Below are 22,255 nucleotides of genomic sequence, written 5' to 3'. Positions count from 1 at the left end.
CCGTCATTCTTTCCAGGAGGCCAGCGCGTTCACCGCCGCGACGGTGATCGCAGAGCCACCCAGACGCCCCTGTACGATCATCGACGGCACCGGCAGATCCTGCATCAGGGCCTCTTTTGATTCCCGCGCGCCGACAAAGCCCACCGGGCAGCCGATGATGGCGGCAGGGCGCGGGCAGTCCGGGTCCTTCAGCATGTTGAGCAGGTGAAACAGTGCGGTCGGGGCGTTGCCGATGGCGACCACGGCGCCGTCGAGTTTCGGGCGCCAGAGTTCGAGGGCGGCGGCGGAGCGGGTGTTGGCCATCTCGCGGGCCATCTCCGGCACCTTCGGGTCGCGCAGGGTGCAGATTACCTCGTTGTTCGCAGGCAGTCGCGGGCGGGTGATACCTTCGGAGACCATATAGGCATCACAGAGGATCGGTGCGCCCTTGGCAAGTGCCGCGCGGGCGGCCTCGGCCATGCCTTTGGAAAAGCTGATATGCTCTTCCAGCCCGACCATGCCGGCGGCGTGGATCATGCGCACGGCGACCACTTCCTCGTCCTTGGTGAACCGGTCGAGACTGGCCTCGGCGCGTATGGTGGCAAAGCTCTCGGCATAGATCTTGGCGCCATCGGTTTCATAGGTGTGCAGCATGTCAGGGGTCTTTCGTCAGAACGTCTGGCGCGGCGCGCAGGGCGCGGGCGGTCAGGCAGGTCAGGGCGGGACGGGCCTCGGCGCGCCCGTTGCGAATGAGGTCGAACGTGTCGGGGCCGGTGGCCGTCAGGGTTACATCGGCGGGTTTGGGATGGGCACAGCCCTTGGCGCAGCCGGAGACATGCAGGCGGGTGCCCGCCGGCAGATGTGGCGCCAGATTGCGGGCCAGATCGCGGGTGGCCGCACGCGCCTGCAGGCAGCCGGGTGCACCGGTGCAGGCGGTCACTTGCAGGCGCGGATCGGTTGCGTCCAGGATCAGCCCGGGCAGGGAGGCGATGTCGTGTGCATCTTCGACCAGCAGCATGCGCCATGGGGTCAGACGCATTCGCCCAAACTCGGCGAGGGTGGCAAATGTATCAGCCGGGATCTGGCCGAATTCCAGCGCGACCAGCTGGCCGCAGGCGGCGAGCCCGGGCGTTGCGGTATAGGCGCCCCTTGCGACATCCGCGCCATGCGATGCCGGTGGGCCGCGGCGCGCAATCAGCCGGTGCATCCGGCCCCGCCCCTCGGGCGCGCCGCCTTGCTCCAGGAACCAGCGGGCGAGCGCAAGGGCCGCGTCGGCCGCGCTGTCCTCGGTCACCGGCAGGGCCACATCCGCGCCGTCTGCGCGCAGGCTCAGGTCGGCGCCCGCGCCTTCGATGCGAATGTCGGCGGCGATGTCCTGCATCACCGGGGTGTCACCAGCGTCCACCGCAAAGCCGAACTTGCCGGGCAGGCGGAGGTCCGAGGCTGCCGCGAGCGCGTCGCTCAACGCCTGCGCGATGCGATGACTGCGGTCGCCGTCGCGCCAGAACGGCGTCAGCAGAATGTTGCGGCGCGCCTCAAGCGCGGCATCGCGGTCTACCAGACCGAGTTGTTGCAGCGCGGCGATCAGCTCTGCGTGGGCTTCGGGGCGGACACCACGCATCTGCAGGTTGGCGCGGGCGGAGACATCCAGCACCCCATTGCCGAAACGCTCGGAGAGTGCTGCCACAGCTCTGGCCTGCGCCGGTGACAGCCGACCGAGCGGCGCGCGGATGCGCACCACCAGACCGTCGCCGGACATCATCGGACGCAGGGCGCCGGGGCACCAGCCGTAGACCTTTGGCGTGGCGGGCGTGCTCATGCGGCCCCCTCCAGCGTGGCGAGGATGGAGTTGCGGCGAGTGACCCACAGACCCGCCTCGCGCAGCGCCTGAAACCGGTCCCGCATCGCCTGTAGCGCCGCCGGATTCTCGCATTCCAGAAACCCCACCAGATCCTCGCGGCCCAGCGTGGCCTCGAAATAGAGGTCGAACAGATGTGCGGGCACCACTTGGGCCAGATGCGCAAAGGCGGCCATGTGGTCCAGCGTCGCCGCAATCTCGGCGCCGCCGCGAAAGCCGTGGTTCATCATTGAGGTGGCCCAATGCGGATCAGAGGCGCGGGCGCGGGTGACGCGGGCGATTTCCTCTTGCAGGCTGCGGGCCTGCGGGGTGTCGAGGCGCGTGGCGTCCATGTGGTAGAGCGACGGCGCCTCATGGCCCAGGCGGGTCATCGCGGCGGCAAATCCGGCCTCATGGGCGGCATAATCCGAGGCCACCAGCACGTCTGTCTCCGCCAGATCCTGCAGGTGCACAAAGCTGTCGGCGCTTTGCAGGCGGTCCTCCAGCGCGGCGCGGGCCTCGTGGATCTCGCCCTTGGCGTCGATGGCATGCGAGGAGGCCTTGAGCCAGGCCTCACCCGCCGCCGCGCGGGCCTCGTCTGAGTAGTCATCCAGATGCGCGGACATGTTGAGGCCGTACTGGCCTGGCTTGGGACCAAAGACGCGCGGGATGGCGGTCAGATAGGGGTTGTCGCCGGGGTCTTCCTCACGCGCGGAGAGCGCAGCGGCGGCGGCTTCGAACATCTGGGCCAGACCGGGAAAGACGTCGCGAAACAGGCCAGAGACCCGAAGGGTGACATCAATACGGGGACGGCCCAGCAACGCCAGCGGAATGACCTCGAAGCCGGAGACCCGCTCGGAACCCTCGTCCCAAAGCGGCGCCAGCCCGGCAAGATGCAGCGCCATGGCGAACTCCTCGCCCGCCGTGCGCATGGTGGCCGAACCCCAGAGATCCACCACCAGCCCGCGTGGCCAGTCGCCATGGTCCTGCAGGTGGCGGCGCAGCAGCTCTTCCGCCAGTTTGACCCCTTGCGCCTGCGCCGCCCGCGACGGCACCGCGCGGGGGTCCGTGGTAAAGAGGTTGCGCCCCGTGGGCATCACGTCCGACCGGCCCCGATAGGGGGAGCCGGACGGGCCTGGGGCGATCATTCGCCCGGCCAGAGCCTCCAGCAGCCCGCGCATCTCGGCCGCGCCATGATCGCCGCTGCCAAAGATATGCAGCCCCTCGCCGTATTGGCTTTCCTTGATGTCGCAGACAAAGCGGTCGATGCGGGTGATCGCCTCCGCTGCCGAGGCCTCGGCGGGGATGTTCAGGTCCTCTTCGACGCCGCTGCCCTGCGCCTCTGCCCGGATGTCGGCGATCAGCCGGTCGCGGCGGGACGGATCCAGACCATCGGCGGTGGAGTATTCATCCAGCAGGCTTTCGAGCCGCCCCATGCCCTCGGGCAGGGTGGTCTGGGCCAGCGGTGGTGGCATGTGACCAACCGTAATCGCAGCAATGCGGCGCTTGGCCTGGGCGGCCTCGCCGGGGTCGTTGACGATGAAGGGATAGATCACCGGCATCGATGCGCAAAGCGCTTCGGGCCAGCAAGCCGCCGACAGCGCCACCGCCTTGCCCGGCAGCCATTCCAGCGTGCCATGGGCGCCCACATGCACCAGCGCGTCGGCCTGGGTTTGGAGCCAGAGGTAGAAGGCGACATAGCCATGCCGGGGCGTGCGGTCGAGGTCGTGGTAGTCGTCCTCGCGCAGGTGGACATCGCCGCGCTCGGGCTGCAGGGCGATCAGCGCCTTGTCCGCGCGCAGGGCGCGGAACTGCACCATGCCGTCGCGGATGGCCGGATCGTCCTCCGGTGCCCCCCATGCCGCATGAAGGTCATTGCGGAGGCTTTCGGGGAGGGTCTCAAGTGCGGCGCGATAGTCGGCAATAGGCCAGCTCAGCACCTCCTGTGACAGGCGCGCACCAAGATCATTTTCCGGCGTGACATCATAGCCCTCTGCCGCGAGGGCAGAGAGGATCGCGCTGGTCGAGGCCAGCGCATCCAGACCCACCGCATGGGCGAGGTTGTAATCGCGGCCCGGATAGGTCGAGAGCACCAGCGCCAGATGTGTTTCCGCAGTTTTTGTCCGGCTGAGGCGCAGATGCGCCTCCACCCGGTTCAGCGCCGCCGCGATACGATCCGCATCGGCGCGGTGGATGAAGCGGGAATATTGCAGATCCGGGTCGCGTTTGGTGGGGGATTTGAAGCTGACGACACCGGCAAACAGTCGCCCGTCCACCTCGGGCAGCACCACATGCATGGCGAGGTCGGCAGGCGATAGGCCGCGGTCGGCCAGATCCCAGTCCTTGCGCCGGGCGGTCGACAACGCCACCTGAAACACCGGACAGCCGGTGAGGCTGAGCGGCGAGGCGCTGCCATCGCGGCCCTGCGCGGAAAAGGCGGTGGCGTTGATGATCGCTGCCGGATCAAGCCGAGGCAGCTCGGCGCGCAGCCAGTCTACCGCCTCGGGCGCCTTGAGACTGGGGGCAAAGACGCCAAATGCCGCATAGCCCCGCTCGCGCAGCTGCGCGATCATCGCATCGATCGGCGCGGTGTCGGCAGAGGTCAGGTAGGAGCGATAGAAACTCAGCAGGACCAAAGGTTTGTCCTGTTGCGGCAGGTCGCTCAGCACGCCGTGGTCGGGATCGTAGTAGCCAAAATCGGGCACGGTCTTCTTGCCGATCACCGGCCCGGCATAAAGCCCCGCCGCCAGCGCCAACTGCGCCAGCGCGGCCTGGGCTGCCACCGCACCGCCCGCATCACACAGGCTTTGCAACCGGCGCAGGGTGGAGACGGGCAGGGTGGAGAGTTCGTCCAGTCGCGGATCTTCCTGCCCGTCGGCGGGCAGGATCGCCAGCGCGATGCCTTTGCGCCGGGCCAGATCCTGCAGCGTGGCCAGACCGTAGGACCAGTAGCTCTCGCCGCCGATCAGACGCACCAGAACGCCCTTTGCGCCCTCCAGCGTCTGTTCCGCGTAGACATCGACCGAGAGCGGATGCTTCAGCGCCACCAGATTGGCAAGCCGAGTGGAGGGGAGTTTGCCGTCCGCGCGGTGCCAGCCCGCCGCAAAGGCGCCGAGATCGCTGTCGGAAAAGGACAGCACCACCAGATCGCCGGGGGTCTGCCCGACGTCATAGGGGGTGTCTGTTTCTCCGAGCCCGTGGCTTTCGCGGAAGACGACGTGCATGAGGTTGGTCCGCTTCGTTCAAATCGGAGAGGGCAGCGTCCGACCCTGTGTGGGTGCGAAGCGCCCTCCCGGGGGGAGGGTCGGGCGCTGCCCGGCGTGTCCGCCGGGCGGGACCTCATGGCGAGAGGTCAGCGCCCTTGGTGTTGAAACTCAGGCCCCGAGATCGGCGTGGATGCCTGCTGTGTCGATGTTATCATGCTCGGCGATTACCACCAGCTGGGTCTTGCGCGGCTGCGTGCCCCAGGGTTGGTCGTATTGAGCGCGCAGGCGTTCGCCCACGGCCTGTACCAGCATGCGCATCGGTTTTCCTTCCACGGCCACATAGCCCTTGACGCGCAGGATGTTGCGGGCGCGGGCCATCTCGATGATGCGAGTTTGCAGCGCTTCGGGATCGGATACTTCGCCCATTTCGACCACGATGGACTCAAAATCGTCATGTTCATGATCGTGGTGGCCGTCATGGTGGCTTGGGCGCGCGTCGAGATCGTCTTCGGCGGCAGCGCCAAGGCCAAGGATCACGCGGGGATCGATCACACCTTCGGTCATCGGCAGGATCGGCAGCTTGCGCGGGGCCTCGGCTTCGATCACCGCGCGGGCCTTCTCGACGCCCGCCTCGCCGGCCAGATCCGCCTTGGACAAGAGCACGATATCGGCGCAGGAGATCTGGTCCTCAAAAACCTCGGACAGAGGTGTTTCGTGATCCAGGCTCTCGTCCGCCTCGCGCTGGGCCTGCACGGCGTCCAGATCGGGGGCAAACTGGCCTTTGGCGACGGCCTCGGCATCGGCCAGGGTGATCACCCCGTCCACCGTGATGCGCGAGCGGATGGCGGGCCAGTCGAAGGCCTTCAAGAGCGGCTTCGGCAGCGCCAGACCGGAGGTTTCAATGACGATATGCTCGGGCGGTTCCGGCAGCGCCATGAGGCTCTCGATAGTGGGGATGAAATCATCGGCCACGGTGCAGCAGATGCAGCCATTGGCCAGTTCCATGATGTTCTCCGCCGGGCAGCTCTCGTCGGCGCAGGATTTCAGGATGTCGCCATCGACACCGGCAGTGCCAAATTCATTCACCACCACGGCGAGGCGCTTGCCTTGCGGGTTCTGCATCAGGTGACGGATCAGCGTGGTCTTGCCGGCGCCGAGAAAGCCGGTGATGACGGTAACGGGGATCTTGTTCAATGTGCTCATGGTCGGCCTTTCAAGGTCAGTCCTGCGCCAGTGCGGCAGGGGGCATTTCTGTGGGGGCGTCGGAGCCCTCGGACGAGGCGTTTGATGCCGCCGCCGGGGACAGCTCGACCCCGGGCATGGAGACCGGCGGAATGCGGGCGATCGACTGCTTGCGGAACACCACGGGGCGTTCGCGCCAGGGCACAAATCCGGTGTCGGTGGCGGCATAGGCGGCAGCGCCTGCGAGGATGTCGTCCAGATGGGTGTCGGGGTCGAGATCGCCGTAGATATAGCTCCAACGCTCCGGCCCGCCGGAGAGATGCAGCGTGCAGCTGCGGCTGCAGGCGGAGAGGCATTCGACGCCGCGCACGGTGACGCCCTCGGGCAGGGGGGCGCCTGCAAGGCGATCCGCAAGGATGCGTCCCGGGCGGATGGCCTCCGGGTCGGCGCCTTCGGGACGGCAGGTGGTGCAAACGGTCAGGACAACCGGCTCCGGGCTCTGGCTCGGGGTGTCTCCCATGCGGCCTTGTCTCCTCCTTCTGGGCGGAAGCGGGGCCGGGCCAGCAAGGGGCACCGACGCCATGGAGTGACGGCAAGCCCTCGACCGGTCGCGGAACACCCCGTCCGCCGGTTCAAAACGCGTGTTGGCAGGTCTCCCGGCTTGCGGATGCCAGGGCGGATCTGCCCTGACGGTCATCCCGCCTTCCCGGTGCGACCCCATCGGGGTATGCGCCAGTGGCGTCGGGAGACCTCTCCGGTCACGGTCGCGGGGGCGGCTGTGCTTGAGGGCGCGCGGGACGCCCATGTCACATTCCCTCTTCGCCCGAAGGGTGTCATCTTCGGGAACCAACGAAATTCCCTTGCGCCATGGCGGCACTCTTTGTCAAGACATGGGGTCAGACAGCAGGAGTGACCCCCGTGAGCGACGAGACCACCGCAAAGACCGAAAACGACATCTCTGAGGAGGAAGCGGCGCGCCACGCCTCCAAAATGGCGAAGAAGAAGGCCGCCCGCGACCGGATGATGAAAACGAAGGATGGCGAAAAAGGCCTGATTATCGTCCACACCGGCCCCGGCAAGGGAAAATCCTCCTCGGGATTCGGCATGGTGATGCGCTGCATCGCCCATGGCATGCCCTCGGCGGTGGTGCAGTTCATCAAGGGCGCCTGGCAGACCGGCGAGCGCACGTTGATCGAGGAGAATTTCGCCGACCTGTGCCAATTCTACGCCATGGGCGAGGGCTTCACCTGGGAAACACAGGACAAGGCCCGCGATATCGCTGCCGCTCGCGCCGGTTGGGAGAAGGCAAAGGAGATGATCCTGGACGAGCGCAACACCATGGTGCTGCTCGACGAGATCAACATCGCGCTGCGCTACGAGTATCTGGATTTGCAGGAGGTTCTGGAGTTCCTGGTGGAGCACAAGCCGCCGATGACTCATGTGGTGCTGACTGGGCGCAACGCCAAGGAAGAGCTGATCGAGATCGCCGATCTGGTGACCGAGATGACGCAGGTGAAGCATCCGTTCCGCGCCGGGATCAAGGCGCAGAAGGGTGTGGAATTCTGAAGCGTCGGGCCTTGTGGCTGGTCTTGGGATGCGAGGCTCTGCCTCGCGCTCCGAGGTATTTGGAAAAAGATGAAGGGGTTGTTGCGACCTTTGGTTCTGCTGTGCAGGTCAGGGGAGCTGACCTATTGTTTCGTGCGCGAAACAACGGGGCAGTCTTGCTGATACTTTTTATGCGCGTTGCAAGAGTTGCGCGCGCATAAATCTGGGGCGCGCGCAACAGGGGGCATCAGGGGTAGACCTGTCAGGCCGCCAGTTGTGCGGCTCTGTCGCGGATATAGGTATCGACGGCGGCGCGCTCTGCCTCGTTCAAGCGCAGGCCCAGTTTCGTGCGCCGCCAGAGATAATCCTCGCCCGAGCGCACCCACTCACGGGTGATCGCCCAATCGAGTTCCCGGGCGGTGATCGTCGCGCCAAAGCTTTGGCCCAGATCAGCCTCTTCCTTGGCGTCGGACAGTAGGTCCCAGGCCTCGGTGCCATAGGCGCGCAGCAGGCGGCGCACGGCATAGGGCGTCAGGAACGGGTAGTCGCGGGCGAGCCTGTCGCGCAGCTTTGCCACATCCTCCACCGGGAAGTCGCCGCCGGGCAGCGGCACGCCGGCGGTCCAATTGTCGGAGAGGTCGGGAAAGGCCTCGCCGATCTTGGCCAGTGCGGCCTCGGCCAGTTTGCGGTAGGTGGTGATCTTGCCGCCAAACACGTTCAAGAGCGGCGCCTGCGTCTGATCCAGGGTCAGCACATATTCGCGCGTTGCGGCGGAGGCGGAGCTGGCGCCGTCGTCATAGAGCGGTCGCACGCCGGAATAGGTCCAGACGATCTGATCGCGGGAAACGGGTTTTTCGAAGTAGTTCGACGCAAAATCAACCAGATAGTCCTGTTCTTCCTCGGTGCAGACCGGCTTGGTCTCTGGGTCGGGATGGTCCGCATCAGTGGTGCCGATGAGGGTGAAATCCTCCTCGTAGGGGATGGCGAAAATGATGCGACCGTCCTGACCCTGGAAGAAATAGCAGCGCCCGTGATCGTAGAGTTTCGGCACGACGATATGGCTGCCGCGCACCAGTCGCACGCTCTCTCGGCTGTTTTGGCCCAGCTTTTGACGCAGCACATCCGCCACCCAGGGACCGCCCGCGTTCACGAGCATCTTGGCGCGGCGCGTGGTCTCTTCGCCGGTGGCGAGATCCTTCAGACGGATCTCCCAGTGGTCGGCGTGGCGGGTGGCGTTGACCACTTCGGTGCGGGTCAGGATTTCCGCCCCTCGGGTCTCGGCATCACGGGCGTTGAGCACCACGAGCCGGGCGTCCTCGACCCAGCAGTCGGAATACTCAAACGCCTTTTTGAACTTTGAGTTCAGGGGCTTGCCTGCCTCATCCGTGGTCAGATCAACGGTTGAGGTGCCGGGCAGGATGCCGCGTTTGCCAAGCGTGTCATACATGAACAGACCCAAGCGGATCAGCCAGGCCGGGCGGCGGCCCTTCATCCACGGCATGAAAGTGGTCAGCAGCTTGGATGTCGGCGTGGTGTTATCGAACCGCATGTCCTTGTGGAAGGGCAGCACAAAGCGCATCGGCCAGGAGATATGCGGCATGGCGCGTAGCAGCACCTCGCGTTCGATCAGCGCTTCCTGCACCAGCCGAAACTCGAAATACTCCAGATAGCGCAAGCCCCCGTGGAACAGTTTGGTGGAGGCCGAGGAGGTGGCGGAGGCGAGATCGTTCTTCTCTGCCAATGCGACCGACAGGCCACGACCGGCGGCGTCGCGGGCGATGCCGCAGCCGTTGATGCCGCCGCCAATGACAAAAAGATCGGTGATGTCGGAGGTGTGAGCTGTATCAGTCATTTTCGCTGCTTTCGGTTTCCGGGTTGCCGTCCGCAATGAGGATTCGGGTGCCGGAGGCGGCTGCGGCCTCGGCGAATTCCGGCGGTACGGGGCGGTCGGTGATGACAATATCCAGCTCCGCCAGCGCGCAGATGCGCACCGGAGCGGAGCGGTCGAATTTACTGCCGTCGCAGATCAGGATGCGGGTGCGAGCGTTTTGCAGGATGGCGCGGGCGACGGAAACTTCGCGGGCGTCATGGTCGAGGATGGCACCGTCCGCATCGAGGGCAGAGGCACCGATCACGGCATAGTCGACCTTGTAGCGGTTGATGAAGGCCACCGCCTCTTCGCCGACAATGGCGCCATCGCTTTGGCGGATAGAGCCGCCGACAAGGATCAGATCGCGTGTTTCCTTGTCCATCATCATATTGATAATATTGATATTGTTGGACAGGAGGGTGAGCCCGGCATGGCCAGAGAGTGCGCGTGCCACCTGTTCGGTGGAGGTGCCTATATTCAGCGCGATGGAGCAATTCTCCGGGATCACATCGGCAGCCAGCACCGCCATGGCGCGTTTGCCGGCGGCATTCAGGCTGCGCCGTTCCCCGTAGCCGCGATTGGCGGCAGAGGCGATGCGCACCGCGCCACCATGCACCCGGCTGAGTTGGCCACGCGCCGACAGGTCGCGCAGGTCGGTGCGCACGGTCTGCAAAGACACACCAAAGCGGCGCGCGAGGTCTTCGACCTCGACACGATCCTGCGCTGTGAGCAGGGAGAGGATTTCGTTTTGGCGGTCGCTTGCGTCCATTGGCTTTCCTTTTCGTGGTCAGGTATAGCGAATGGCGCGCGTTTTGTCACGTACGGATTTCGTTGTGATGTGTCGAGGGTGTAAAGCGAAAGCCCTTCGCGCAAATGCACAAAGGGCTTTCGCTTCGCATTTGGATTGAGGTTCGCCCGGACAAGGGCCGGGCAGCCCCCGACCTCCCCCACGGGAGGGGGCTTCACCCCCACCCGAGGTCGGGGGTCGCCCTTCGTGCGCTCAAACCAGCGGGATCAGATGGTTGTCCCAGGCCAGGGGGGCGGTGGCGAGAGTTTCGACCTGCGTGCCGATACGGGCCACGGCGCCGGTGCCGGTGCTCGCGAGAAAGCCCGCGCGGGTGGTGGCCAGGCCGCAGACGTCTGCCAGCGCGTGTTCTGCCAGCAGCGCGCCGCTGGCACAGTCCATCACTTGCACCACACCGCCACGCGGCGAGGTCACTGCGACCTGCGTCTCATCCCCGGAAAATGCAATGGAGCCGCCATAGCCACTGAGATTGCGCAGGCGCGGGTCGTCCTCCCCCATCAGTCGGGGCGTTTCGCCGGGGAAATGCAGGCCGACAATGGGCACATCGGCGCCCAGATCGCCCTGCCACTGCATCGCAAAGCCCACGGTGCCATCGCTGCGCACGGCGATATGGCGGATGGAGTTCTTGTGCAGATCAGCGGGCAGTTCCATCTGTTCCTGTATCTCGCCCGACAGGCTCAGATAGCTGAGGTTGGGGCGCATGAACGGGATGTTCAGTTTGGCGCGGCCCGAATCCGGGTGGGTCTCGATGCCGCCATTGGCCACCACAAGGCCGGGGGCGTCACGGCGCAAACGCATTTCATGCGGGCCGATGCCGCCGGAGCGAAACTGGCCGATGCGGCGGTAATCGCGCGCGTTCCAGACCCCGATCATGCCTTCGCCGCTTTCATAAGCGTTCTCAGTGGTGTACATTACCTCTCCTTCCGGAGAGAACACGCCGTGGCCATAGAAATGGTGGCCCTTCGGTGGCTCCAGTCGCGCCAGTTGGGCACCGGTGCGGCAGTCGATCACATCGGCAAAGCGGCCCGGACGGCGGGCAAAGGCCACCGCCTCTGGCCGTGTGGGATGCGCGCTGGCGGCATGGCCCCGGTCGGGCAGGGAGTGGCGAAACAGCACCTCGCCCGCCGCAGACAGACCCGCAACCACAAACAGCCCCAACTCGTCCTTGCCCGCAGACAGATAGGCGGGCGCGCCCGCGTCGGCCCAGGTGGCGGAAGGGGCCATGCTGCTGGCCATGAGGCCTGCAATGAAGCCGCGTCGAGAGGGCATTTGAAAACTCCTGTCCGTGATCGAAAAAGGGGCGTGAGGGCGTCTGGTCAGTCGCCATCCAGCGCGTTGAACCCGGCCTCCACCCCCAGTCGGGGGCCAAGGTCCAACGCCGCGATGTCTTTGATCGCGCGCACATCCTGTTGCAGTGTCTCCAGCAGGAAGCGGCGCTGCGGATCACTGACCCCGGCAAAGCTCGGGTCATCCGCGAGGTTTGCAGCGTGGCGGTCGGCCTTGTCGAAAACTTGGGTCAGATGTTGCGACAGCTCCGCGTCCCCATCCGACAGAAGCAGCGCCAGCTGGCGCAGGCTGTCGAGCTGGAGTTCCACATGGCGCAGGGAGCGGCCAGAACGGCGCACCTCGGCGCGGTTGGGGCGCGGGTTGTCAAATGTGCCAAGCGGGCGACCAATGCGCATATCGCCAAGGATTTCCAGCCCGGTATTCAGCGCCTTGAACAGCTCCTGATGCGCCTCTTCATCGCTGCGGTAGCGCTCATCCGGGTGGCGGAGCTTGTCGGCGTACTCCTCTTGCCAATCGGTCAAAATCGCGGCGCTGTTTTGCGACAGATCCTGGGCGACGGCCTTCACCACGGCGCAGGCGTAATCCGGAGAGGCCAGATCCGCATAGGCAGGGTCGTAAAACAGGTACTCCAGCGCATAAAACCCGCGTACCGCGACCGAGGCGGTGGCGAAATCCTCAGGCGTGTTGACCACCGGGTCGCTGTCCAACAGCAGGCCGCGCAGGGCCTTTGGGGTCTTGGAACGGCTGTCGGGCCAGAACGCGATGGCAAAGGCGCGGTTGTCGGCCTCCGAGGGGCCAAAGCGCAGATGGCTGGCGGCCACCCATGCATCAAAGGCCTCACCCCATGCTGTGCGGACGGCCTCGGATGTGGGGGCGCAGTCGCTTTCCGTGAGGGTCGCAAATTCCGCAGTCTCGGTGGCCAGACGCTCGTAGGTCGGCAGGATATGCTGGTCGATCACCGCATCCGTCAGCGCATCGGCGCGGGCCAGTCCGGTGAGGGCGACAAGGGCGCAGGCGGTCGAGGTCAGACGAGACAAGACAGACATTAAAGAGACTCCAGAAAGGTGATGAGGGCGACGCGATCAGCGGGGGGCAGGGCGACGACGGTGTCGCGGGCGGCTTGTGCCTCGCCGCCGTGCCAGAGGATCGCTTCCAGTAGGGTACGGGCGCGTCCGTCGTGCAGGAATGTGGCGCGGTCCGAGACCTGCTGCGTCAAGCCAATCCCCCACAGCGGTGCGGTGCGCCATTCGCGCCCGGTCGCGCGCGCTTCGGGCCTGTTGTCAGCAAGGCCATCGCCCATGTCGTGCAGTAGCAGGTCGGAATAGGGCCAGATCAGCTGAAAGCTCTGCTCGGGGCGGTCCAGCAGGCGGTGGGTGACGAATTTGGGTTGGTGGCAACTGGCACAGCCGCTGTCATAGAACACGGATTTGCCGCGCAGTACTTCGGGTGCGTCCAGATCGCGGCGGGCAGGCACCGAGACATTGCGGCTGTAGAAGGTGACCAGATCCATATTGGGCTGGTCGATCTCGGTGATGCGCACGTCGCCATCGCCGTGCGGCCCGCTGCGGCAGGCGTCCTGCAGGGCAGTGCAATCGCCATAGGGCTGCGGAAACAGCGGTGTCGAGATGCCGATATCGCCGGAAAACGCCGCAGCGGATTGCTCGTGGATGGTGGCGGTGCCGGCTTTGAGGCCAAAACGCCCCAGCATGACCTGACGAAATTCCTTGGACCAGACGAGGTTTGCACGCCCCGAAATCCCGTCACTGTCGAGATCACCCGGATCGGCAAGGGCGAGGATCTCGGCGGCGGGAATGGCCTCCAGCAGGCCAAGGCCGATCATCGGCGGGGCCACGCGGGGCGAGAGCATCGCCTTGGCATGCAGGGGGCCGTATTTCAGCGCGGTGGCTCCAAACGAGGGCTTGCGCAGGCGGACGACCTCACCGCCATTCAGGGTAACTTCTTCCTCGGTGTAGGTCACAGACAGGCGGTATTCGGGATTAACGCCGGGGGCAGAGAAGTCCTGCAGTTGCCAGCCATAGGTCGGGTCTGGCGACATGCCGATATAGTCGGGAACGGCGCGCAACGCAGGGGGCACCGGGCCTGGAATGGAGACCCGAAGAAAGGCCGAGGCAGACCGATAGTCGGGCCCCTCGGGCAGATGGCCGCGCCCGTCTCGAATGTGGCAGCGCTGGCAGGCGCGGGCGTTATAGACCGGACCAAGCCCGTCCGAGGCAAGGGTGGAGGCGGGCGAAAAGACCCAGAGTTTGTCAAACAAGGCCTCGCCCAGACGGAACTCAAGCCCTTGTTCAAACGTCAGGTTTACCGGCGGTGTGCTGAAGGCCTCGCGGTCGTCGCGATGGGGCAGGGTGGCGGCCCCGGCGGGGTTTTCCTCAAACGGCTCCGGCGCTGTGAAGTCGCGCGCAGGTGCGGTGACGCGCACAACGCGGCTGGCTTCGTCTTTGGTGCGAGGCAGGAAAGAGAGATGCGGCTCCGCAAGGCCATCGGGAACGGCAACGCGGTCGGTCGCATGGAGCGGTGCGGCCAGCACCAGAATGAGGGCCGCACCCAGAACAGGGGTCGAGTTACTCGGTTTCGTCCATCTTGGAGGCGTTGAGATGCGCGTAGTTTTCGGCGCCAACGCGGTCGTGCAGTTCAAGCTGTGTCTCCAAGAAATCGATATGGCCTTCTTCGTCCGCCAGAAGCTCCTTGAACAGGTCTTCAGAGACGAAATCACCATTGGTCCTACAGTACTCGGCCGCTTCCTTGTAGAGGGCGCGGGCCTCTTGTTCTGCGGCCAAATCGCACTCCAGGGTTTCCTTTGGCGACTGGCCGATGCGCAGCGGGTCAAGCGTTTGCAGGTTCGGGTGACCTTCGAGGAAGATGATCCGGTCGATCAACTTGTCCGCGTGGTTCATCTCTTCGATGCTTTCCTCGCGGCTCTTCTTGGCCATGTGACCAAGGCCCCAGTCCTCCTGCAGGCGATAATGCAGCCAGTACTGGCTGACGGCTGTCAGCTCGCTCCTAAGTGCCTTGTTGAGATATTCGATGACTTTGGGGTCGCCCTTCATAATTGCTCTCCGGAGAAATGGCTGTTCGTAGGGACTGCAGATGCGCAGGTACACTTACCTTAGCGTTGGCGCGCATGGTGTCCAGAAAGAGCGACATGCAGCCGCCACAATCCGCCTTCTTGCCGAGTGCGCGGTAGATTTTTCCAGGCGTAATAATGGTTTGCGGGTCAGACGCCCGCATCCAGTCAATGGCTGCATGGATGTCGTGATCCGAGATTGATGTGCAGTGGCAGATGATCATGACGGGGCGCCGATCCTAAGAGATTCTGTAGGCTACTTGCTCGTGATAATATCTGACTAAAAGAATTAGTTTTCAAGATCAAACAAGACTGAAACGCTCAGGAAATCGTGAAGAGGCGTGTCACCGCGCATGCGAGAGGGTCAAAGCACAACAGGAGCCGGGCGCGGGGCGCGGCTCCTGTTTCGATCTAGATGATCGGTTTACGATTTACTGAAAAACCGCCGTCGGGTTGTCGAGCGAGTCGGATCCTTCGATCGCCACATCGCTCAGGTCCAGCACGGCCACGGCACGTTCGATCGAACGGGTCTGGTCCACCAGCGCATCGACGCCACCCATGACCAGTGCTTCGCCCGCTTCACTGCCTTGCGCCAGCATCTGGTCGTAGGAGAAGCCAGCCTCGGCCGCCGTCTTGATGCGGCCCAGCTTCATCATGGTGGTGGAGAGCTTGCCGGTCAGTTCTGCGTTCAGCTCTGCGTCGGCCGCTTCGACCAGATCGGCCAGCGCCGGACCAGACACAACTTCGCCGTTCACCCGCACATATTCGCCAAGGTAGACGTTCTGGATGCCCAGACCATCATAGTAGTGGCTGTTGTGGGTGTTGTCGGAGAAGCAGTCGTGCTCTTCCTCGGGATCGTTCAGCATCAGGCCAAGGCGCATCCGCTCGCCCGCCTGTTCGCCGTAGGACAGCGAGCCCATGCCGGTCAGGATGGTGGTGATGCCTGCATTCTCGTCCGAAAGCACGGTTTCGCGCGCTTCGCCGTCTTCGGCCCATTGTGCGGTGATCCACTCAAGGTCGGACACCAGCAGGTCGGTTGCGGCCTTCAGGTAGGCGCCACGGCGGTCACAATTGCCGTTGGTGCAGTCGTCACCGGCGGCATAGTCGGTCCAGGCACGGTCGCCAGCGCCATGTTCGGTGCCGTTCAGGTCTTGACCCCAGAGCAGAAATTCGATGGCGTGGTAGCCAGTGGCCACATTCGCTTCGACGCCGTCGGCCTCATGCAGGGTTTCGCCAAGCAGTTCCGGCGTGATGTCAGAGGCGTCAATGGCCTTGCCAGAAAGGCTGAACTCGGGGTTCGCAATCACGTTGAGTGCGGCTGCGGCGTTCTCGTCGGTGGCACCGCCGTAAGAGGCATCCACATAGTCGATCAGCCCTTCGTCCAGCGGCCACGCGTTCACTTTGCCTTCCCAATCGTCCACGATGGCGTTGCCAAAACGATAGACTTCGGTCTGCTGGTAGGGCACGCGCGCCGCCAGCCAGGCGTGTTTCGCGGCCTCGAGGTTTTCTGCAGACGGCTCGGCAACCAGCGCATCAACCGCAGCCTGAAGAGCCTTGGCGGTGATCAGGCTGTCTTCATACTTGGCTTCGGCGATATTGGCATAGTTGGTCAGAACCTCAGCCTTGGAAGCGGCGAAAGCAGCCGTTGTGCCTGCGGTCAAAGCCAGAAGGGCGGCACCGGTGAGAAGCGGCGTTTTCATGAATGGGATCCTCGTTGGACGGAAGTGAGTTGTCGGCGCAAAATGGGCCGGGGTGAATATTATTTGGTCAGGATCAGCTTGCCCGCGCGGGTGATGCGCAGTGAATAGATCTGACCGTTCAGAAGAATGCGCGCCTGCACACCGCCGCGGGTCAGGTCCTCGGCGTGGTAGGTCGGGTAGGTTTCAGGCTGTGCGGCGGCTGCCATGTCTGCTTGGGAAATCGGTTTCAAGTTACTCATCGGGCAAGCCTCTGTTTCTGTTCCGCCGTGTCGAACAGCCATTCAAGGCAGAAAACCTGCGCAGGGAGGGCGTCAGAAAGGACGTCGGACCACAGCTCTGGCAGCGGCAGTCGATCTGCTTCGCGGTCGTTATGCGACGGGATGTGGCCAGGTGGATTTAACATGTGCGGGACGCAGTGTTCGGGTTGTCGGCTGGCCTGTGTCAGGGACAGGTTGGCTGGATTGGCTTATTCCTGATTTATTTGGTCGGATATGTCAATCTGATAATTTTGCTAAGGAAAAGGAAAGCCGGCGTCCGCAAGCCGGGTGCACGCAGGCGGATAGCGGATGCATTTTGACGCGCATGACCGACGGCTAGGCGACCGCAGCGGAAAACGCCTCGATCAGCGCATCCATCACCAGACGCACCCGTTGCGGCACGTGGCGCCGGTCCTGATACACGAGGTAGAGGCCCAGCTGCGCCTCGACACCTGCGGGCGGTGGCCCGAGGTCCAGTGCGCCGGTTTTGCCGTCCTCTTCACAGAGTGACAGCGGCAAACACGCCCGCGCCACGCCAGCCAACGCCAGATGGCGGGCAAGGCTGAACGATTCGCAATAGGCCCGTCCGGCACGGCGTGGCATTGGCAGGTGGCGGCTGAGTGGGCCGAGCACCGGGAGAGTCTCGTCCTGCAACCGCCCCGGCGGCGCCACCAGACGCACGGGCATTTGCGACAGCAGTCGCGCAATCAAATTTGCGCTGTCCGGCCGGTTGCCCCGCAGTGCGATATCAACGCCATCCTGCACAAAATCGGTAGGGCGATCCTCTACCGTGATGTCGATGTGAATGTTTGGGTGACGGTCCAGAACCCGCGCGGTCACCTGCGCGAGCCGGTCCATGGGCAGGGCGGTGGGCACGGACAGGCGCACCGGGCCGCTGGCGCTCTGCGTGGATGATACCAGCGCGCGGGCGGTTTCGATTTCCGACAGGGCGAGGCGACACCTGTCGAGGAACAGCGCGCCCTCTGCAGTGAGCGCGGTGCTGCGGGTGGTGCGGTCCAGAAGCCGCACGCCGAGGCTCTGCTCCAGCGCGCGGATACGGCTGGTGACGGTGGAAGGGGGCAGTCCGAGCCGCCGGGCCGCCGCCGCGAAGCTCAACTGGGTCGTCACTTCGGCAAAGGTCTCGATGTTCTGAAGATCATTCATTGCGCGATAATCTCGTTTAAGCTGTCCGATATTATTCCGATTATTCGCTCAAGCGCGAGGAGGTATGTGCAGATCATCAGATTTTGGAGGACCAGATGAACAGACGTACACTTCTAAAGACCACTGCTGCTGCGGCCATGGCGACCGGACTGCTGCCCGCCATGGTGCGCGGCGCGGCCCCGTTGATCTCGGTGCGGTGGCTGGGCGGCGCGATGATGGAGATCGACGCGGCGGGCCTGCGTATCCTGACCGATCCCTGCTTGGGCGAGGGGGAGGCGGCTTTTGTCATGGGCGATCCGAACGAGATGTTTGATCTGGCCAAAGGGCCCAACATCAAGTCCCATGCGCGGCTGACGCCCTTTCCGGGGCTGGCGCGGCAAACCTATGATCTGGTGTTGCTGAGCCATGCCCATGAGGACCACTTTGACCAGAAGGCGCAGGCCTGGCTGGACCGGAGCCTGCCGCTGCTGGCGCCCGAACATGACACGGCCGCACTGCGTGACAAGGGCTTTGCCGCGCAGGCCCTGCGCCATGGCAGCACCCGGCACTTCAACGCGCCTGATGGTGAGGTCCGGGTGACCGCGCTGCCTGCCAGCCATTCACAGAACCCGCAGGTCGCGGATATGCTGGGTCTGGGCAATGGCTACATGATCGAGGTGCGCCGGTCTGGCCGCGTGCAGAGGATCTACTGGGCGGGCGATACCTTCCTGGTCGATCCGGTCGCACAGGCCCTGTCGCAGCAGGACACCCCGGATCTGTTCATCCCCCATATCGGCGCGGTTGGCGGCACCGGCGCGCTGGGGCAGCTGTCCCTGGATGGTGGGCAGGCGATGGAATTTGCCGCCCAGGTCGGCGCGAAAGCGATGCTGCCGGTGCATCACTCTACCTATGCGCTCTATCAAGAGGGGCCGGAGGTGCTGCAGGCGCGCCATATAGCAGAGGGCCCGCACTGGAGCCTGCTCATGCCCGGTGAAGGGGCGACGGTCACGCTCTGAGCGTCGCTCCGGCCCGCGGTGGCGTGATCCCTGAAACGAAAAAGACCGCCCCTGTGGGCGGTCTTTGTATTTCTTCGATCCGGTTGATCAGTCCTTGCGGACCCCGGCAAAGCGGTCCTGCCACTCTTCGCGCTGCTCGTCGGTGATCTTGGCAAAGAGCACCTCTGGCACGGTGAAGGCGTGGCCTTCGGGCAGGGCGGCCAGCGCGGCGGCGACGTCCTCGGGCCAGCTGCGATCCTCAGTACCGAGGGCTGCAAACAGGCGGTCAGAGGCTTCGGGAATGAAGGGCGCGGACAGCACGGCATAAAGACGGATCAGGTTGAGGCCGAGACGCACCTGCGCGGCGGCGCGCTCGGGATCGGTCTTGAACATCGACCAGGGCCCGGCGGACTGCAGGTATTCGTTGCCCGCGACCCAGATCGCGCGCAATTCCTGCGCCGATTTGCGCACTTCCATCGCTTCCATGTGGCGCTCATAGGCGCCGATGCGGGTGGTCAGCTCGTCGATCAGCGCCTGTTCCTGCTCGCCCCATGCGCCGCCTGCGGGCACCTCTTCGCCAAACTTGGACCGGCAGAATTTGGTGATGCGCGAGACGAAGTTGCCCAGAACATCGGCGAGATCCTTGTTCACCGATTGCTGGAAGTTCTCCCAGGTGAATTCGGAATCAGAGCTTTCGGGCGCATGGCTCAGCAGCCACCAGCGCCAATAGTCCGCAGGCAACAGCTCCAGCGCCTGATCCATGAACACGCCGCGCCCCTGCGAGGTGGAGAACTGGCCGCCGTCATAGTTCAGGTAGTTGAAGGACTTCAGGTGGTCGACCATCTTCCACGGCTCGCCGGAGCCGAGAATGGTCGCCGGGAAGGACAGCGTATGGAAGGGGACGTTGTCCTTACCCATGAACTGGACGTATTTCACATCCTCCGCGCCCTTGTCGGTGCGCCACCAGCGCTGCCATGCGTCATCGCCCAGACCCTTGGCCTCGGCCCATTCGCCGGCGGCTGCGATATATTCGATCGGCGCGTCGAACCAAACGTAGAAGACCTTGCCCTCCATGCCCGGCCAGTCCTGATCGCCGTTCTTCACCGGCACGCCCCAGTCGAGGTCACGGGTGATGCCACGGTCCTGCAGGCCGTCGCCGTCATGCAGCCATTTCTTGGCGATCGAGGTGGTCAGGATCGGCCAGTCTTTCTTGCTGTCGATCCACTGGTCGAGCTGGTCGCGCATCGCCGACTGGCGCAGGAACAGGTGCTTGGTCTCGCGCACTTCCAGATCGGTGGAGCCGGAGATTGCCGAGCGCGGATTGATCAGGTCGGTTGGGTCCAGCTGCTTGGTGCATTCCTCGCATTGGTCGCCGCGCGCTTTCTCAAAGCCACAGTTGGGGCAGGTGCCCTCGATGTAGCGATCCGGCAGGAAGCGGCCATCGGTGTTGGAATAAACCTGTTTTTCAGACACTTCGGTAATCAGCCCGGCCTCGGCCAGCTTGCCCGCGAAATGCTGGGTCAGCGCGTGGTTCTGCGGGCTGGAGGAGCGCCCGTAGTGGTCAAACGACAGGCCAAAGCGGTTGGCGATGTCGGTCTGCACCGCGTGCATTTCGGCGCAATACTCCGCCACCGGCTTTTCCGCCTTGGCGGCAGCCAGTTCGGCGGGGGTGCCATGTTCGTCGGTGGCACAGAGGAACATAACCTCATGGCCGCGACCCCGGTTGTAGCGGGCATAGAGATCCGCCGGCAGTTGGCTTCCCACAAGGTTGCCAAGGTGCTTGATCCCATTGATATAGGGCAGTGCAGAGGTGATCAGAATTCGGGCCATATCGTCCATCCACGTCGCTTGTCTGGCCGTCCGTCTATCCCATGCGGCATTGTACGAAAACCCCATGTTATGAGGCGATGTGAAGAAAGCGTTGAATTTGCCGCAAGTTGGGGCGGCGCTCTGGCATCGCGGCCCGCCGCGCGCGCGGGATCAAAACCGGAGACATGCGCGCATATTCTTGGGAGCTGCGAGACATCGCAACAGGTACGCGCAGGCCCCTGTTGGCGGCGTACATGCGTGACGGCGCGGCTATTGCCGTCCTTCGCGGGCGCGTTTCAGCATCTTGCCGATGGTGAAAGAGGTGCGCGGCGCATAGACGTAGCGGGTGCGTTCCTCGGGCGCGGCGCGTGCGCGCATCCGTGCCAGACCAAAGGCGATCAAGCCCGCATGCCCCACTGCAACAAAGGCAAACAGCGCTCCGGGGCCGAAGGCTTCGATCAGGGCCGAGGCAACCAGCGGCGCGGCAATAGCACCAGTGGCGTAGAAAAACATCAAGGCCGCCGACAGTTCCACCCGCTCTTCCGAGGTGGCAAAGTCATTGGCGTGCGCGGCAGAGACCGAGAAGATCGGCACGGTCGTCAGGCCAAACAGCATGGCCGACAGCATGATGGCTCCGGTGCCGCCGCTGCTGGCCGGTAGGGTGATGGCGCAGGAGATGATCGATACCCCCGACAGCCAGATCAGGACCCAGCGCCGGTCGAATTTATCCGCGAGCCAGCCCATCGGATATTGTGCCAGCGCGCCCCCCAGAACAAAGGCGGCCAGGAAAAATGCGATCTGATCGACCGCGAGCCCGACCTCCTGGCCATAGATCGGCCCAACCATGCGGAAGGAGGCACCGCTGAGCGCGGCCACAAGCACCCCGGCCACACCAAGCGGAGAACACCGCCAGGCCAGGCGCGGCCGCAAGCGCGCAGCCGCGGGCATCTTGGGCTGGCTGGCGCGGGTCATCATCAGCGGCAGCAACGTTGCACAACACAGGATCGCCAGCAGATTGTAGGACACGTAATGCGCCGGAGGCAGCACGGCGATCAGCAGCTGCGCGGCAAGCGAAGCGCCGGTATCGGCAATCCGGTAGAGGCCTGAGGTCCGGCCGCGGTTCTCATTGGTGACCTTGGCGTTGATCCAGGCCTCGATCACCGTGTAGCAGCCCGCCACACAGAGGCCGGAGGCGATGCGCATGGCTGCCCAAGCATAGGGGTTTTCGGTCAGCGTGTGCGCCAGCAACCCCATCGCGCCCAATGCGGTGCAGACCGCAAAGGCACGCGAATGGCCGACCCGGCCCATCAGCCGCGGCGTCCACCAGCAACCGATAAAAAATCCAAGGAAATGCGCCGAGCCCAAAAGGCCGATCTGGCGGTTGTCAAACCCCAGCGCCGCGCCGGACAATGCGTCCAGCGGGCCAACCCCGCCCGTAGAGAGCTGCAGCAAGATGACGGACAGGAAGAGGGCGGCGAAGGATAGGATCGTGCGCATGACAGGCCCGACCATAGGGGCCTGTCCCGCGGCTGCAGTTGCGTTTTCGACAGCGACT

Annotated in this window: 19 protein-coding genes and 1 riboswitch; of the genes, 2 read left to right on the top strand and 17 right to left on the bottom strand. The window is 64.4% G+C overall.

Going from position 1 to position 22,255, the window contains the following annotated elements; genetic code table 11:
* Positions 1–3: 3 nt before the first annotated feature.
* The 5 genes from R1T40_RS10585 to R1T40_RS10565 all read right to left on the bottom strand — a co-directional run bounded on the left by R1T40_RS10585 (position 4) and on the right by R1T40_RS10565 (position 6,724).
* Positions 4–633, bottom strand: a complete 630-nt coding sequence (locus R1T40_RS10585) for a precorrin-8X methylmutase (RefSeq protein WP_317386899.1) — start codon at positions 631–633, stop codon at positions 4–6.
* A 1-nt stretch (position 634) separates the two neighbouring features.
* The gene (cobG, locus tag R1T40_RS10580) at positions 635–1,798 is read right to left on the bottom strand and encodes a precorrin-3B synthase (protein ID WP_317386898.1); all 1,164 of its coding nucleotides are present in this window, start codon (positions 1,796–1,798) and stop codon (positions 635–637) included.
* On the bottom strand, positions 1,795–5,040 hold the full coding sequence (gene cobN, locus R1T40_RS10575; RefSeq protein WP_317386897.1) for a cobaltochelatase subunit CobN: 3,246 nt from the start codon (positions 5,038–5,040) through the stop codon (positions 1,795–1,797). The genes cobG and cobN overlap by 4 nt, the downstream gene beginning before the upstream one ends.
* Before the next feature lie 150 nt (positions 5,041–5,190).
* Complete coding sequence (gene cobW / locus R1T40_RS10570) at positions 5,191–6,225, bottom strand: cobalamin biosynthesis protein CobW (RefSeq protein WP_317386896.1); 1,035 nt, start codon at positions 6,223–6,225, stop codon at positions 5,191–5,193.
* A gap of 16 nt (positions 6,226–6,241) precedes the next feature.
* Entirely contained in the window at positions 6,242–6,724 is a 483-nt protein-coding gene (locus R1T40_RS10565; protein WP_317386895.1) for a DUF1636 domain-containing protein, read from the bottom strand.
* A gap of 109 nt (positions 6,725–6,833) precedes the next feature.
* Positions 6,834–7,070, bottom strand: a riboswitch (cobalamin riboswitch).
* Positions 7,071–7,122: 52 nt separating this feature from the next.
* Between R1T40_RS10565 and cobO the strand changes: the two genes are divergently transcribed.
* Positions 7,123–7,770: a cob(I)yrinic acid a,c-diamide adenosyltransferase gene (gene cobO / locus R1T40_RS10560; RefSeq protein ID WP_317386894.1), complete on the top strand. Its 648-nt coding sequence runs from the start codon at positions 7,123–7,125 to the stop codon at positions 7,768–7,770.
* A 241-nt stretch (positions 7,771–8,011) separates the two neighbouring features.
* Here the strand turns inward: cobO and glpD are convergent, their stop codons facing one another.
* The 10 genes from glpD to R1T40_RS10510 all read right to left on the bottom strand — a co-directional run bounded on the left by glpD (position 8,012) and on the right by R1T40_RS10510 (position 17,917).
* Positions 8,012–9,601, bottom strand: a complete 1,590-nt coding sequence (glpD, locus tag R1T40_RS10555) for a glycerol-3-phosphate dehydrogenase (RefSeq protein ID WP_317386893.1) — start codon at positions 9,599–9,601, stop codon at positions 8,012–8,014.
* A complete protein-coding gene (locus R1T40_RS10550) occupies positions 9,594–10,388 on the bottom strand; it encodes a DeoR/GlpR family DNA-binding transcription regulator (RefSeq protein ID WP_106162180.1) in 795 nt (264 codons plus the stop codon). Before R1T40_RS10550 ends, glpD begins: the two co-directional genes overlap by 8 nt.
* Before the next feature lie 231 nt (positions 10,389–10,619).
* The gene (locus R1T40_RS10545; RefSeq protein ID WP_317386892.1) at positions 10,620–11,693 is read right to left on the bottom strand and encodes a DUF1513 domain-containing protein; all 1,074 of its coding nucleotides are present in this window, start codon (positions 11,691–11,693) and stop codon (positions 10,620–10,622) included.
* A gap of 47 nt (positions 11,694–11,740) precedes the next feature.
* The gene (locus R1T40_RS10540; protein WP_317386891.1) at positions 11,741–12,757 is read right to left on the bottom strand and encodes an imelysin family protein; all 1,017 of its coding nucleotides are present in this window, start codon (positions 12,755–12,757) and stop codon (positions 11,741–11,743) included.
* Entirely contained in the window at positions 12,757–14,259 is a 1,503-nt protein-coding gene (locus tag R1T40_RS10535; protein ID WP_317386890.1) for a di-heme oxidoreductase family protein, read from the bottom strand. The genes R1T40_RS10540 and R1T40_RS10535 overlap by 1 nt, the downstream gene beginning before the upstream one ends.
* 34 nt (positions 14,260–14,293) lie before the next feature.
* Positions 14,294–14,779 (bottom strand): bacterioferritin, encoded by a 486-nt coding sequence (gene bfr, locus R1T40_RS10530; protein ID WP_106162183.1) that lies wholly within the window; start codon positions 14,777–14,779, stop codon positions 14,294–14,296.
* Positions 14,733–15,020 carry a (2Fe-2S)-binding protein gene (locus R1T40_RS10525; RefSeq protein ID WP_106162184.1) on the bottom strand — a complete coding sequence of 96 codons (288 nt, stop codon included), beginning with the start codon at positions 15,018–15,020 and terminating at the stop codon, positions 14,733–14,735. Before R1T40_RS10525 ends, bfr begins: the two co-directional genes overlap by 47 nt.
* Before the next feature lie 207 nt (positions 15,021–15,227).
* Positions 15,228–16,496 carry an imelysin family protein gene (locus tag R1T40_RS10520; protein WP_106162185.1) on the bottom strand — a complete coding sequence of 423 codons (1,269 nt, stop codon included), beginning with the start codon at positions 16,494–16,496 and terminating at the stop codon, positions 15,228–15,230.
* Positions 16,497–16,555: 59 nt separating this feature from the next.
* Entirely contained in the window at positions 16,556–16,702 is a 147-nt protein-coding gene (hemP, locus tag R1T40_RS10515; protein WP_243394926.1) for a hemin uptake protein HemP, read from the bottom strand.
* Between the two features lie 387 nt (positions 16,703–17,089).
* Positions 17,090–17,917, bottom strand: a complete 828-nt coding sequence (locus R1T40_RS10510; protein WP_317386889.1) for a LysR family transcriptional regulator — start codon at positions 17,915–17,917, stop codon at positions 17,090–17,092.
* A 95-nt stretch (positions 17,918–18,012) separates the two neighbouring features.
* On the opposite strand from R1T40_RS10510, the gene R1T40_RS10505 reads away from it, so the two are divergent.
* A complete protein-coding gene (locus tag R1T40_RS10505; RefSeq protein WP_317386888.1) occupies positions 18,013–18,912 on the top strand; it encodes an MBL fold metallo-hydrolase in 900 nt (299 codons plus the stop codon).
* Between the two features lie 87 nt (positions 18,913–18,999).
* On the opposite strand, the gene metG is transcribed toward R1T40_RS10505, so the two are convergent.
* The gene (gene metG / locus R1T40_RS10500) at positions 19,000–20,721 is read right to left on the bottom strand and encodes a methionine--tRNA ligase (protein ID WP_317386887.1); all 1,722 of its coding nucleotides are present in this window, start codon (positions 20,719–20,721) and stop codon (positions 19,000–19,002) included.
* Positions 20,722–20,970: 249 nt separating this feature from the next.
* Positions 20,971–22,197 (bottom strand): MFS transporter, encoded by a 1,227-nt coding sequence (locus R1T40_RS10495; protein WP_106162334.1) that lies wholly within the window; start codon positions 22,195–22,197, stop codon positions 20,971–20,973.
* Positions 22,198–22,255 lie beyond the last annotated feature (58 nt).

Source organism: Tritonibacter scottomollicae, assembly GCF_032924845.1.
GTDB lineage: Bacteria > Pseudomonadota > Alphaproteobacteria > Rhodobacterales > Rhodobacteraceae > Epibacterium > Epibacterium scottomollicae.
Note: the sequence above shows the minus strand (reverse complement) of the source record. Positions and strands in the feature narration are given on the sequence as shown.